Raw genomic sequence first — 13,719 nt, 5'->3', positions numbered from 1 at the left:
GAGTATGAAGCCTCAAGTCTGAAAATATATTTTCCAGAACTCAACCTTCAGTAACTTCTATAACTTTAACTGTTACCTTACCTTGTGCCAACTGAATCACTAAATTTTCTCCTATAGTTAATTCTGATACAGAACGAGGAATTACACCATTTTCTGTTATCACCACTGCATAGCCACGCTGTAAAACGGACTTTGGATCAATACTGGCCAATTTTTGTCGTAACATTTCTAAGTGTTGGCCGGCCTGTTGTAATTTTCCCGTTGTTACCTGTAATAATTGCCGATGTTTCCAAGATAACTTGTCTCTTTCCTGTTCTACTTGTCTATCTAACCGCAATTGACGCAACCGATGTTTTAATCCTTGAAGTTGCTTTTCCCTAGCTGCTAATGATGAATTTACGGCTATACACAAGCCTGTAATTCGCTGTTGGTGTTGAATTTGCAAATCAGCCAATGCAGGTACTACGGTTTCCGCTGCGGCTGTTGGTGTATGTACGCATAAATCGGCCACCAAATCAGTTAAGGATTCATCCCTTTCATGTCCGATACCAGTAATAACGGGAATTGGACAATTAGCAACAGCCATAACCACTCTTTCATCATTAAAACAAGCTAATTCCTCAACAGCACCACCACCTCTTGATAAAATTAATACTTCTGCACGTCCATCTTTTTTGACTCTTTCAATGGCTTTTACAATGGATGCTGGTGCTTGTTCACCTTGTACTGTTGCGGGAGAAAATAAGATGTGTAAGCCGGGATATCTATGTTTAAGGGTTTTTTGAATATCACCCCAAGCGGCTGCTGTTGGGGACGTAATAACGGCGATAATTTGCGGATGTGAGGGAAAGTATCTTTTTCTCTCTGTATCAAATAGTCCCTCAGCCTGTAAGCGATTTTTCAGTTGTTGATAGCGTAATGCCTGTAAACCTACACCCGCAGGTAAGGCTTGCCACACTGTTAATTGATACTCTCCCCGTTGCGGGTAAATACGAATACTGCCTAAAATAATTAACTGTTCACCAGAAACTGGCATTTGTGCTAATTTTGCTACTTGACTTTTCCAAGCCACGCACTTAATCGCGGCTGTACTATCAGTATCTCTTAATGTAAAAAATAACCCACTCTGGTGATGATTTGTGCTGGAAACTTCTCCAGTTACCCACACTTGTCTGAGAATTTCATCTTGTTCTAAGAGTAATTTTAGATAGTCGGTTAAACCAGCTACGGAAAGGGCGGTATTAGGAAAGTCAAAGGTCATAGCAGTAGGTGATAGGTGATACAAATAACCGAGATCCCCGACTTTTTTATCACCTTTTGTTCATGGATTGATGATTGGAAAATGAAAAAAATTAGGGGAGAATTATTAATTAAGTTAGTATTATTGTATCATAAAGGTCTAATGCCTTGATTTGTGCAGATCATTGATAATTTCCCTCACGCTTTGAGAATCGGGATAATAAAACTCTATATACTGATATAAGAAAATACTAATTTATGACAAGACAACCGCACGACCAACTTGCTAAAGAATATCTAGAAGAATTATTAGCACCTTTAGGAGAGGTCAAAACCAGTAAAGATGTAAAAAGCGAAGTTCAGGAAATAGATGTTTGGTTTGTTCCGACAACAACAGTTATAAATTCAGAATTAGGATTATTAGGAAAAATGGCAGTTACAAGCTGTCTTTTTGAACCTTACCGTAATGCACCTAGTGAGATAGAAATTAGGAGTTGTTTGTTAAAATTGTATAGTGTTCAGGGTGAATTGTTAAGACAAGCGAAAAGAGAAAAACGTTCTATCTCTGAAGAAGAATTACCCTTTCTATGGATTTTAACACCCACTTGTTCTGAAAGAATCTTGGAAGGGTTTGGAGCAAAAACAAAGGAGGGATGGGAAAAAGGAGTTTATTTTCTGCCAAAATACCAGAAAGCGGCTATTGTTGCTATTAACCAATTACCCATAATAGAGGATACACTATGGTTAAGGGCAATGGGAAAAGGCAAAACTCAAACTGAAGCTATCAGCAAAGTTGTTGAACTTTCACGAGAGAATGATAAATTGAATAAACTGGTAGCAATTTTCGCATCTTGGCAGAAAAATTTAGAATTGAATAGTGATGTTAATGATGAAGAAGTAAGGGAGTTAATTATGAGTTTATCACCAGCATATCTTAAACAGTGTGAAGAATGGAAACAAGAGGGAATAGAAGAAGGAAGACAGGAAGGAAGACAGGAAGGACAACAAGACGGACAGCGTTTGATGGTCGAGAGTTTGTTAGCGGTGCGTTTTGGTAATTTAGATGAGGAGTTATCTACTATTGTGATTCCGATGATGGAACTTTCTTTAACGGAAAGAACCCAGTTATTACTTAATTTATCTAATCTTTCCCGTGAGGAATTGTTAGCTAGGTTTAAAGTTGATTAGATGTTTTGAAAAACAATGTAGAGACGTTTCATGAAACGTCTCTTTTATAAGTTTGAGTGGAATTATCTATCGAAGAAAAATGGAAGAAAATAATAATAGCGATGAAGATAAGGTTACCTTGGACATCCCTAATGCTTTCATTGAGTTGTAAAGACTGCTGAAAGAGGGCGATAGCTTCGCTCGCCGTAGGCATCGCCTCCCAATACTGCTCGGTTAAGCCTCAAAAAGTCATTATATGGTAGGTTAGGTTGTGGAACGAAATCATTGGTAATGTTGGGTTTCGTTACCTCAACCCAACCTACGAATAACTGTATCCCTCATCAAAAATTGGATGGATAAGGATAGTCAAAATGTGATTATAATTATCAATGTAATTACTCACCTGTATCTATGAGTCAGTGTCTTAACCCCGACTGTCTACAGCAAAATCCACCTAAGACGATATTCTGTCAACGTTGTGGGAGTAAACTGGTATTGCAAGAACGGTATCGCGGTGTGCGGGTTATTGGTGAAGGTGGCTTTGGGAGAACGTTTTTAGCAGTAGACGAACAAAGATTAGATACTCCCTGTGTGATTAAGCAATTTTTACCCCAACAGTCGGGAAGTGCGGCTTTAGAAAAAGCGACGGAGTTATTTAAACAAGAAGCTTTTCGACTGCGAGATTTAGGGAAACATTCACATATTCCAGATTTACTCGCATTCTTTCCCCAAGAAGGAAGATTATATTTAATTCAGGAATTTATCGAAGGTAAAAATCTCTTAGATGAATTACAACAAAAAGGAAAATTCAGCGAATCGGAAGTTAAACAGATATTAATTGAATTATTACCTATTTTACAATTTGTCCATGATAATAAAGTCATTCATAGAGATATTAAACCAGAAAATATTATTAGAAGTTCTCAAACTGGTGCTTTATTCCTAATTGATTTTGGAGTTTCTAAGGAAGTTGGGGGAAGTGTTTTGAGTAGAGTGGGGACAATTACGGGAACGCTGGGATATGCACCACCGGAACAAATGCGCGGGAAGGTTTTTCCGAATAGTGATCTTTATAGTTTAGCTGTAACTTGTATTCGTTTATTAACGGGATATTTTCAAAAAGATGATGGTGATGATTTAATATTTGATTCTATGAGAATGCAGTGGATATGGAAACAATATGTTTCTGTGAGTCAGGAGTTAGAAATAGTTTTAGATAAGATGTTGCAAGACATTCCAGTTAATCGGTTTCAGTCTGCAACAGAGGTTTTCTTAGCATTACAAATACAGGAAGTTCCAGCTAATATTATCGTCCCACAACCACCTGTTTTTCCTAATCCCTTTCAGCAAGTTTTACAATTTATTTCTCCACCACTAAAACCACCAGTTTATCCTGACCAAAATGAAAATTTAGGAAATGGAGTAATTTTAGAAATGGTAGCAATACCTGGAGGAAAATTCCTCATGGGTTCACCGCAAAGAGAAGGAAAGGATAATGAGAAACCGCAACATCAAGTTACCATTCAACCATTTTACATGGGAAAATACCCTGTTACCCAAGCACAATGGGAAAGGGTAGCAGCTTTAGCGAAAGTGAATATAGATTTAAACTCTCAACCCTCAAAGCTCAAAGGCGGAAATCTTCCAGTTGAAAGAGTATCATGGCATGATGCACAGGAATTTTGTACTAGACTAAGTAAGGCTACAGGTAAAATATATCGCTTGCCCAGTGAAGCTGAATGGGAATATGCTTGTAGAGCTAATACTACAACTCTCTACTACTTTGGTGACACTATTACCACCGATTTAGTCAATCATAATAATAAGTATGGACAAACCACAGACGTAGGGAAGTTTCCCCCTAATGCTTTTGGTTTATATGATATGCACGGAAATGTATGGGAGTGGTGTGAAGATGGCTGGCACGAAAATTATATTAACGCACCTACTTGGCCTAATAACAATATTCCTTGGATTAGTCAAAGTGACAATAAACGTATGCTGCGTGGTGGTCAGTGGTATCTAAATCCTTCTTATTGCCGTTCTGCTAGTCGCAGCTACAATAATGGAGACCGCAGGAACAAAGACAACGGTTTTCGGTTGGTAGTTTCGGGTGCAGGGACTCTTTAGTTATTTACCCTTCCAAATATTTTTAATCGAAAATGTCTGAACTATGATTTTTATGATTTAAGGATTTACATGATTTGATTTTTTGCTAAACCCCTACACTGGTTTAAAAAGAAAATCTCTTTCTTTTCTTCTTTTCTTCTTTTCTTCTTTTCTTCTTTTCTTCTTTTCTTCTTTTCTTCTTTTCTTCTTTGCGTCTTTGCTCCTTTGCGACTACCCTACGGGATCTCTAAGAGAGATTGCGCGAAATAATTGTCTGGATCAGGATATCCACCGATTAAAGGATTAACATTGAGGTAAAAGATTAAGAGAGCGATCGCAGTATAATGTAAATAACTTTTACCCTATATTTCTATGACATTAACGGAAATTTTACCATCACTGCAAAAATTATCTCATCAAGAAAAAATCAAAGCTATTCAATTTTTAGCCACAGAATTAGCTAGAAATGAACAAAATCCAGATTTGCTTGAAAATGCTAAAACTTATGAAGTTTGGTCGCCTTATGATGCTTTTGCAGCGGAGAAAACTTTAACTGATATGTTACAGCAACATTTACAACCAAAAACAACTAAATGACATTAAAAAAACGCTGGCAATTTATTGAAAAATCGAATTCTTTAGGGGAAACTAGCTTAGTTTCTTATATTCCTTTGCGCTTATCATATCTAGGTCGCGCTTCGCTATCGCTCAAAAAAAGTTATAATTTAGAAAATACTCTTGATTAATATCTTATGCTAACTACATACACCGCAAAATATACCAAAATAAATAGTGGATATATGGGACAACTGATTGAATGGCAAGAAATCATTACCGAAGGAGAAACACTAGAAATCTGTAGAGCTATGTTACAAGATGCACTCAAAGAAATGATTCTTGCCTATCATCAGCAAAATAAAGAAATTCCCACAGGAAACTCTTTACTTGAACAAATTCCTGTAGAAGTATAATCATGTCCGTAAAACGAAAAGATTTAATTAAGTATTTGGAAGAAAATGGATTTTATTTATTGCGGGAAGGTGGCAATCATTCTATTTATACTAATGATGTAAAAACCATTCCCGTCAAAAGACATCGTGCAATTGATCGCATTACTGCCAATGCAATTTGTAAACAAGCTGATTTATTACCTAAATTTTAAACCTTATGGTCTAATTCTTCTATACTTTTGATCACTTCTACCAATTTCTCAAGATGTCCTAACTCATGGGTAGCCATGACAGATATTCTAATCCGACTGGTGCTAACTGTGGGGGGACGAATGGCTGGGGCAAAAATTCCTGATTCTCGCAAATGCTGTCCGGCTGTTAATGCGGCTGCTGCACTAGATAATTGAAAACATAATATCGGCGATTCTGTGGGGAATAACTTTAAGTTAGGTAAATTCTCTGTAATTAATTGTTTTAAATAATTGACATTTTGCCAAAGTTGCGATCGCCTTTCCGGTTCTTCTCGCACTATCTTCATAGCGGCTAAAGCTGCTGCTGTGTCTGCGGGAGAAAGGGCGGTGGTATAAATCCAACTGGGGGCACGATTGCGTAAAAAGTCAATCAGGGAGCTACTTCCGGCTACATATCCGCCTAAACTTCCCAAAGCTTTACTTAATGTGCCAATTTGAATTAATTCCCTCCCTGTACACCCAAAATGTTCTACACAGCCAGCGCCAGTTTTTCCCATGACTCCCGTAGCATGAGCTTCATCAAGTAGTAGCATACTCCTAAATTCTTCAGCTAAATCTAGCAGTTGGGGTAATGGACATAAATCACCATCCATGCTAAAGACGCTATCAGTGATGATCAAACAGCGGCGAAAATTTTTCCTGTGTTCCCGTAACTTTTCTTGCAGTACTGCAGTACCACCGTGCGGATATTCCATGACAGTTGCACCGCTGAGAATTGCTCCCTTTTTTAAGCTGGAATGATTATATTCATCAGATAAAATTAAGTCTCTTTTGCCGACTATGGCCGCAATTGTCCCTAAATTAGCTAAATAACCAGAACTAAATACTAATGCGTCTTGGGTTTGTTTAGTAGATGCTATTGCCTGTTCTAATTCTTTATGTATTTCTCGATGCCCACTGAGTAATCTAGAACCTGTACTACCAGTGCCGAATTGTTGAATAGCAGTAATGGCGGCTATTTGTAAGCGTTCATCTCCTGCTAATCCTAAGTAATCATTACTGGCAAAATTAATAACCTCTTGCCCAGATAAGACCACAGTTGCACCGGGTCGGCTGTGAATAGTTTGCACGCAACGATACCAGTCAGCCCGATGAATAGTGGCGAGAGATTCATTTATCCAAGCATAGGGATTATTATTGATCATGAATTAGGAACACTCTACTTCACTACTGCTAAGATAAGCGATCGCTTGTCTAATCCAATCTTCCACATAGGCATTTTTGGGTAAACCAATATTTTCGCTAACTGTGTGCAAAGCGTGACTGACTTCATGGGCAGTATATCCCAAAGCGAAAAGAGTCATTTGCACTTCTTCTAAAATTCCTGGTGCGGGTCCCCCTGTAGCCACAAAGAAGCCCGCTGATTTGCGCCATTCGATGAGTTTACTCTTTAGTTCTAAACAGATGCGTTCAGCGGTCTTCTTGCCCACTCCAGGGGCTTGAATTAGCATTTGGATGTTAGCAGCGACAATGGCTTGGACTAACTCTGGTAATTCCATTGTATCCAAGAGAGCGATCGCTAATGCTGCACCAATACCGCTAACACTGAGCAAATGGCGAAATAAATCCCGTTCGGAAGGAGAAGAAAAACCGTAAAGCATGGGTACTTCTTCCCGAATCTGGTAATGGGTAAAGATTTGGATCACATCGCCAGTTGAGGTTAACTGGTTGGACAAACGTTGGGGAATTTGTAAATCGTAACCTGTGCCATTGACTTCTAAGGTCAAGATGACGCGATTAGGAGTAATGGCTTGGACACCAGCAACGATACCTTTAAGATAGCTAATCATTCTAGGAAACCAAAATATTTTAAACCTTCCATAATCCCAGCAGCACAACGGTTTTGAGCGAGGTAACGGTAGTCCGCAGGATGCTGATGATACCATTGGAGTAACTCTGGACGAGCATTCCCGACAATGATTCCCCGTTCCCTACCGACAGCGAATAAAGCTATATCATTACCTGAATCGCCACAAACAACAGTCTGCTCGGCTGCAAATTTCCACTTCTGTCGTAAAAACTGCATTGCTTGACCTTTATCGCTGGTATGGGGTAAAATGTCAAGGTCAATTTCACTACTATAGATTAACTTTACATTTAGTTGAGTTTTTTGCAACTCGGTTTCAAGTTGTGGTATAGTCAGGCGAATTTGGTTTGAAAACGACTATATATAAGGAGTATACTGTGACTCAATTTCTTTTCATTACCGATCTTGATCACACTCTCGTGGGTGATGATCAAGCAATGGAAGGACTGAATCGCAAATTAGAACTATATCGTCAGCAACACAATACAAAAATTGTTTACTCTACTGGGCGATCGCTATATCTGTATCAGCAACTAGAACAACAACAAAATCAAAAACGAACAGCACTTTTACAGCCAAATATACTCATTTGCGCCGTAGGTACAGAAATTTACTCTTATAATCATCAAGATCAATTGATTATTAATAATCAGTGGTCAGAGAATCTATCTGAAGATTGGGATAGAGAATTAGTTGTAAAAATAGCTGCCAATTTTACTCAATTAAAACCACAGCCGGAAAGTGAGCAAAGACCTTTTAAAGTTAGCTATTTTCTCCAAGAAAAAACGGCTCTACAAATAGTATCAGACTTAGAAAAAGCCTTACTCCAACAAAGTTTAGATATTCAAGTTATTTATAGTGATAACAAAGACCTAGACATCCTACCACGTAAAGCCAACAAAGGTATGTCCATGACCTTTGTCCGCGAATATTTAGAAATAGAACCAGCCAAAACAGTTGCGTGTGGGGACTCTGGTAATGATATTGCCCTCTTTGCCAATAGAAAAGAAAAAGGTATTATTGTTGCAAATGCCAAACAAGAATTACTAGATTGGCACAAAGCAAACCCAAGCAAAAATCGTTACTTAGCAAAAGCTGAGTTTGCTGCTGGAATTGAAGAAGGTTTACGGCATTTTGAATTTTTGGAAGAATAAAACTTAATAGTTCCGTTTTTTTTGATTCAACTAGCTTATTTGTTTAATCCCTTGAAGCTCCTAATTCTTTTAAAGCAGATATTTGGGCATCATCTAAATTTTTAACTCCAGAAATATTCATAATTCCAATCCCAGAGTTTGACAGTGCGTCCATCACCACCGCTTATAAAAAATAGAGGTTTATCAGTGTTAGGACTAAATGCAATGCTTCTGATCAAATGTGTATGACCATTTTGGTCTTGGTTTTCTGAAAGAGAATTATCCAATGTGCTAATCAGTTTCCATTTGTCTCCAGTTAAATCAAACAGTAGAATTTTATGCTCACTATTATCAGGTTGATTCTTACAAATACATCCAATTGCAAGAATACTCCCATCGCAACTAAATGCTAGTGTACGTATTTCACTAATATATTTTGTATATTCATAGTCTTTTTCAGATCCGTTTTCAATATAGACTAGCTGGAATTGTAAGTCTTGTTTATTGTTAGTATCGAAAATTTTCAATTTTCCATCTTCAGATCCAGTGGCTATAATTTGTTTTGTTGCATTAAACGCAATACAACGTATTAATTTTTCATGCCTCTTACGTTCTTGGTAGAATATTTGAGGGTTACGTGTACTTAAATCCCAACCAATAAAATCTCCCTCTTGGCTACAACTATAAAGAGTTCTGTCATCAATAAAAGTCATACAATACACATTACTGATGGGCAAACGTATTGTATCTTTCTCTTTAATTTTGTAGAAAGTTATTGCATTTCCATCTCCTCCAAATGCCAGAATATTGCTTTCAGGATCAAGGCTAAAGGCTACTGATAATACACGTCCTGTTTCACGCCATGAGTTGGTTTCCTTAAAATTGAGTTTGCCTGAAGCAAGGTTTTCAATCTCGAACAACTTAACGCTACCATCTTCTGCTGCTAATGCAAATCGTTGAGAATTTGTCCCTGAACTAAAAGCCACTGACCAAATCTGATTTCCTGCTCCCTTTTCAAAAAAACACAGAGCCAAGTTTTCTGTATTATGTACTCGAATTAATCCATGAGCATCGCCTGTAGCAAAATAATTACCATCAGCATTAAAAGCAATGGAGTGAATACATCCTAAAGGTTGAGTAAAAATACAGTTCTTCAGGTCAGAGTCATTAAAATCCACTCCTGTTAAGATAGCGTCTCGGAAGTCAACACCCCAAATATCTATTTCTGATAGATCCCAGTATTGAAAATCTTTTTCCGAGTATAATTGCAACAATAAGTTGAGAATATTTCCTGCTGTATAGTTGTTTTTCAGAAATTTATGTTTTTCCATAGTGTCTTATTAATTTAACAATAGTTGTTGGATTATATTAACAATTTCGTTTTTACTTTTTCCTTTTTTTTCTAGCTTATTTTTAATTTGATTCATAATGTATTTATTTATCAGTAATTCTTGAGAATTTCTATATGCAGTAAAAATAGGAATTTTACCCAATCGAGGCAATATTTTATTTTTGTTTTTATCATTATTTTCTGCAATAGCATCAACTAAATCATCAACTAAATCATCAATAATTTTTTCAATAGCATCAAACCATATTGTAGCGTCTGCGTAGGGATTATCCTTTCTATCATAAATATCTTGAATTACTAAGTCTACTAACTTTTCTTTATTCGGTATTTTTCCTGGCTTTATCTTTATCTGTTCTGCTGAATAATCTTCTGGTTTCTGGCCTTTTATGCCCCATTGTAATAAATCTAAAACACGTTTATTGACAATTTTATTGACTATCTCACCGTCATAAATATTTATATAATTGAATTCTTTCAAAAAAAGCATATCCTGTGGCAAGTCGGACACTCCTGGCAATAACACAGGAATTACTGGTATATTCTGTTTTAAACACATTGACAAAATTACTTTTAATTCCAGTCCTTGCCACATTCCTAATCCACTTTTTCCAATAAATATAGCGGCTGATTTACTTAATGGAATTCCTTTTTGTATTGCATCTTGAAATAAACTTCCTGGACGAATTTCTTCTCCATCTAACCACGAGGTTATACCACGCTTTTCAAGTGCTTCATAAATAACTTTAACTACAGGCTTATCTATACTATTGTGAGCTAAAAAAACATCAAATTCAGCCATTGTTCACTTCCTTTTGTTTTTCCTTGACTCCAGCAATTTCCGCTAATGCGTTGGCATATTTTTCCAAGTCTTTCCTCAGTAATTCTAACTCAGCCCGCAATTTTGTTTCTTCAGACCAATTGCGCTCATGTTCTTTCGCACTCAGATGAGGAGGACGCTGTGCTTCCCATGTTTGTAAGAGAGGATGCCACTTAGCAAGGAAAGGACGCAAACCGTTATTTAAGACTGCGATCGCAATTCCTCCCACTGAATCAATTGATGCTCCCACATCAGGACCTGCTTCCTTTAAAACTTGTCTGGTTACAGGAAACAGGTTGTATAAAGATGTCAAAGCTTCCCGTAAAAGTCCTTGGTCAGTTTCTAAAGGCTGTACTGCAATGCGGGTAACAAGTTCAACAGAAAGTGACCAGGCGGCTTTGCGTTCTGTTGGATCGGCTTCCCATTCCACAGAACCAATACTAAAAGGAAGACTGAATGATACTTTTTTTTTTGATTTTGGCAGGGTCAGATTTAGGCATAATAAGTGAAGTTATGTAAAACAATAATCTTAGTTAAGCATCACATAATTTCGCAGGATTTTAGCTAAATATGTCATATTACTTAAAAATCAAACTTTAGATAGTGGACAGGTAAGACGAGAGTATCAAATTGCAGTTCTCGGTAATGAATAGGCGGAACTGCTTGCAGCAGCGCTTCACTATCGCCCTGTAAAGTAGACTATCTTTGTCCCATATTGTTGACGATGACTTTGCACTTAGCGCAGAATTGACGAATGATCCCGTAGGCGCTGATTTTCTGCCCTTAATTCTTTGACTTCTGATTGTAACTGCTCTATTAAATTTAGTAATATCTCTACTGGATGACGCATTGATTCGTCTGCAATCCCTTTTGGCTCGATGGTTTGCAGTAAATTTGATATTAATTTGTCACTCTCAATAATTTTTTGCGTCATCTCTCCTATTCTATGACACTGTGTGTACCTCGTTGCACTTATTTTCCTCTGTTACCCCTATTTATTGAGCCGATACCGAAAATGTATATGTAGGGCTTGCTGAATAAAGCTAAAACCGTTTATTAATAAAGGTTTTACAGATTTTTATCTCAAAAAAAATGCACCTATTTTGGGACACCATCAGCCAAAATAGGTGCATTTTTCCTTATCGGATTTGGAAAATTGAGGATATCCATATAGCTAAAACTGTTCCCAGTTAAGAGTTCCCTGCCTTCACAGACAACTTATTCAGCTCTGTCAACTGTCACTTGCTATAGCTGCTACTGGCAAAAATCCACCGGCTTGCATTTGCCATAATCTGTGATAAGCTCCACCCTTAGCCAATAGTTTAGAGTGTGTACCATCTTCAATGATGCGACCTTGATCAAACACCAAAATCCGGTCTAAATGAGCGATAGTAGATAAACGATGAGCTACTACAATGACAGTTTTTCCATTCATTGCTGTGTCTAGAGTATCTTGAATCGCTTTTTCGGTAATGGAATCAAGGCTAGAAGTTGCTTCATCTAAGATTAAGATAGGTGCATTTTTGAGGATAACGCGAGCGATAGCGAAGCGCTCCGTAGGAATCGCAATTCGTTGTCTTTGTCCCCCAGAAAGTTTAACACCACGTTCCCCCACCAGAGAATCATAACCCTCCTTTATCTGGGTAATAAAATCGTCAGCATAAGCTTTTCGTGATGCTTCTATCAATTCTGCTTCTGAAGCTTCTAAACGTCCATAGAGAATATTTTCCAGCAAACTGCGGTGAAACAGAGAGGGATCTTGAGGAATCAAACTAATTTGCGAATGTAAGGCTTCCTGAGACATATCTTTGATATCTACCCCATCAATTAATATTTGTCCCGATTGGGGGTCAAATAAACGCAAAATCAGATTGACAAAACTAGATTTCCCAGAACCAGAAAAACCTACCAATCCGACTCTTTCACCTGGTTGAATAGTGACAGAAAGATTATTAAATACGGTCTTTTCTAATGAGTAGCCAAAATGCACTTGTCGAAACTCAATGCTACCTTTAGTGATCGCATGATCTATAGCATTATCCCGATCAATAATTTCATGGGGTTGAATGATAGTATTCACACCATTGGCGATATTACCAATATGTTCAAACAATTCCAGAAACCGTTTGCTTAAATTGCGGGCTTCACTAATGATTAACAGTGACAAACTGGTAGCAACAACAAAGTCAGCCGTAGCAATTTTTCCTTGACTCCAAAGAGAAAGTGAGTAATATAGAGTACCGATTTTCAGAACGGCTGCTGAGATAAACTGAAACCAGCGGATTCGTTCAGAATACCAGTTAGACTTTCTTACCTCTTTGAGTTCACTCTTTAATTGGTCGTTCAAATAGCGGCGTTCAAAACCCAAACGAGCAAAAAGTCTGCTACTGGTGAGACTTGTCACCGAATCTACAATAATGCCAGTGGTTTCACTTCTAGCTGCGGCGGCTTTGCGGGCATAAATTCGACATCGAGTTGCTAACCAGAAAGAAATACTGATGAACAAAACTGCCCAAATCCCCACAAATGCAGCCAGGGGAGGATAGGTGCGATACAACCTGAGTTCGATATAAATAATCATCCTGAGAACTAATTATATCAGGCTTTTCTCAATTAGCAATGATTGTTGACAATAAATAAACAAGAGAAAACAATCCAAAATTGAATATTTTGGACTCATAATTTAATTGCATGAAAATAATTAAATTAATAAAGCTGGTAGAGTAGTTACTTCATGTTTATCTAATTTTAAAGAAGGTTTTTTATCTTGCCAAGTATAAGCAATTAAACCAGTGGTCGGTGAGCGAAGCCGAACCGCAATAATATTAACCATAAAATTAGAAATACTGCGATGACGAGAATGAACAACTTGGGAAATATTTTGATAGCCTGCGT

General features: G+C 37.5%; 14 protein-coding genes and 3 pseudogenes. 7 read left to right on the top strand and 10 right to left on the bottom strand.

The features are described 5' to 3' along the window. Positions 1-40 precede the first annotated feature (40 nt). Positions 41-1,261: an exodeoxyribonuclease VII large subunit gene (gene xseA / locus PN450_RS18685; RefSeq protein WP_148766051.1), complete on the bottom strand. Its 1,221-nt coding sequence runs from the start codon at positions 1,259-1,261 to the stop codon at positions 41-43. 236 nt (positions 1,262-1,497) lie between these two features. Between xseA and PN450_RS18680 the strand changes: the two genes are divergently transcribed. The 6 genes from PN450_RS18680 to PN450_RS18655 all read left to right on the top strand — a co-directional run bounded on the left by PN450_RS18680 (position 1,498) and on the right by PN450_RS18655 (position 5,677). Beyond that, positions 1,498-2,427, top strand: coding sequence for an RpnC/YadD family protein (locus tag PN450_RS18680; RefSeq protein ID WP_148766049.1), 930 nt, complete (start codon positions 1,498-1,500; stop codon positions 2,425-2,427). A gap of 390 nt (positions 2,428-2,817) precedes the next feature. Then, on the top strand, positions 2,818-4,536 hold the full coding sequence (locus PN450_RS18675; RefSeq protein WP_148766047.1) for a bifunctional serine/threonine-protein kinase/formylglycine-generating enzyme family protein: 1,719 nt from the start codon (positions 2,818-2,820) through the stop codon (positions 4,534-4,536). Positions 4,537-4,887: 351 nt separating this feature from the next. Further along, the gene (locus PN450_RS18670; RefSeq protein ID WP_148766043.1) at positions 4,888-5,112 is read left to right on the top strand and encodes a hypothetical protein; all 225 of its coding nucleotides are present in this window, start codon (positions 4,888-4,890) and stop codon (positions 5,110-5,112) included. After that, a complete protein-coding gene (locus PN450_RS18665) occupies positions 5,109-5,261 on the top strand; it encodes a hypothetical protein (RefSeq protein ID WP_210422248.1) in 153 nt (50 codons plus the stop codon). The genes PN450_RS18670 and PN450_RS18665 overlap by 4 nt, the downstream gene beginning before the upstream one ends. A 6-nt stretch (positions 5,262-5,267) precedes the next feature. Continuing rightward, positions 5,268-5,486: a type II toxin-antitoxin system HicB family antitoxin gene (locus tag PN450_RS18660; protein ID WP_148766041.1), complete on the top strand. Its 219-nt coding sequence runs from the start codon at positions 5,268-5,270 to the stop codon at positions 5,484-5,486. A gap of 2 nt (positions 5,487-5,488) precedes the next feature. After that, positions 5,489-5,677, top strand: a complete 189-nt coding sequence (locus PN450_RS18655; RefSeq protein WP_148766038.1) for a type II toxin-antitoxin system HicA family toxin — start codon at positions 5,489-5,491, stop codon at positions 5,675-5,677. On the opposite strand, the gene bioF is transcribed toward PN450_RS18655, so the two are convergent. The 3 genes and pseudogenes from bioF to PN450_RS18640 all read right to left on the bottom strand — a co-directional run. After that, positions 5,674-6,858, bottom strand: a complete 1,185-nt coding sequence (gene bioF, locus PN450_RS18650) for an 8-amino-7-oxononanoate synthase (protein WP_148767186.1) — start codon at positions 6,856-6,858, stop codon at positions 5,674-5,676. The two genes, PN450_RS18655 and bioF, sit on opposite strands and share 4 nt — an antisense overlap. A gap of 6 nt (positions 6,859-6,864) precedes the next feature. Beyond that, the gene (gene ruvA / locus PN450_RS18645) at positions 6,865-7,506 is read right to left on the bottom strand and encodes a Holliday junction branch migration protein RuvA (protein ID WP_148766036.1); all 642 of its coding nucleotides are present in this window, start codon (positions 7,504-7,506) and stop codon (positions 6,865-6,867) included. Continuing rightward, positions 7,503-7,853, bottom strand: a pseudogene (locus PN450_RS18640) (HAD-IIB family hydrolase); the annotation flags it as partial. The gene ruvA and the pseudogene PN450_RS18640, both read right to left, overlap by 4 nt. A gap of 47 nt (positions 7,854-7,900) precedes the next feature. On the opposite strand from PN450_RS18640, the gene PN450_RS18635 reads away from it, so the two are divergent. Further along, the gene (locus PN450_RS18635; protein ID WP_168694729.1) at positions 7,901-8,677 is read left to right on the top strand and encodes a sucrose-phosphate phosphatase; all 777 of its coding nucleotides are present in this window, start codon (positions 7,901-7,903) and stop codon (positions 8,675-8,677) included. A 101-nt stretch (positions 8,678-8,778) separates the two neighbouring features. On the opposite strand, the gene PN450_RS18630 is transcribed toward PN450_RS18635, so the two are convergent. The 6 genes and pseudogenes from PN450_RS18630 to PN450_RS18605 form a co-directional block, all read right to left on the bottom strand. Continuing rightward, the gene (locus PN450_RS18630) at positions 8,779-9,987 is read right to left on the bottom strand and encodes a pentapeptide repeat-containing protein (RefSeq protein WP_271837178.1); all 1,209 of its coding nucleotides are present in this window, start codon (positions 9,985-9,987) and stop codon (positions 8,779-8,781) included. Between the two features lie 9 nt (positions 9,988-9,996). After that, on the bottom strand, positions 9,997-10,806 hold the full coding sequence (locus tag PN450_RS18625; protein ID WP_148766030.1) for a toll/interleukin-1 receptor domain-containing protein: 810 nt from the start codon (positions 10,804-10,806) through the stop codon (positions 9,997-9,999). After that, a complete protein-coding gene (locus PN450_RS18620) occupies positions 10,799-11,254 on the bottom strand; it encodes a hypothetical protein (protein WP_233467002.1) in 456 nt (151 codons plus the stop codon). The genes PN450_RS18625 and PN450_RS18620 overlap by 8 nt, the downstream gene beginning before the upstream one ends. A 306-nt stretch (positions 11,255-11,560) precedes the next feature. Continuing rightward, positions 11,561-11,758: a hypothetical protein gene (locus PN450_RS18615; RefSeq protein ID WP_148766026.1), complete on the bottom strand. Its 198-nt coding sequence runs from the start codon at positions 11,756-11,758 to the stop codon at positions 11,561-11,563. A gap of 297 nt (positions 11,759-12,055) precedes the next feature. Then, positions 12,056-13,384, bottom strand: a pseudogene (locus PN450_RS18610) (ABC transporter ATP-binding protein); the annotation flags it as partial. A gap of 141 nt (positions 13,385-13,525) precedes the next feature. After that, positions 13,526-13,719, bottom strand: a pseudogene (locus PN450_RS18605) (hypothetical protein); the annotation flags it as partial.

The sequence above is a fragment of the Dolichospermum lemmermannii CS-548 genome, assembly GCF_028330815.1.
GTDB classification, from domain to species: domain Bacteria; phylum Cyanobacteriota; class Cyanobacteriia; order Cyanobacteriales; family Nostocaceae; genus Dolichospermum; species Dolichospermum lemmermannii.
Note: the sequence above shows the minus strand (reverse complement) of the source record. Positions and strands in the feature narration are given on the sequence as shown.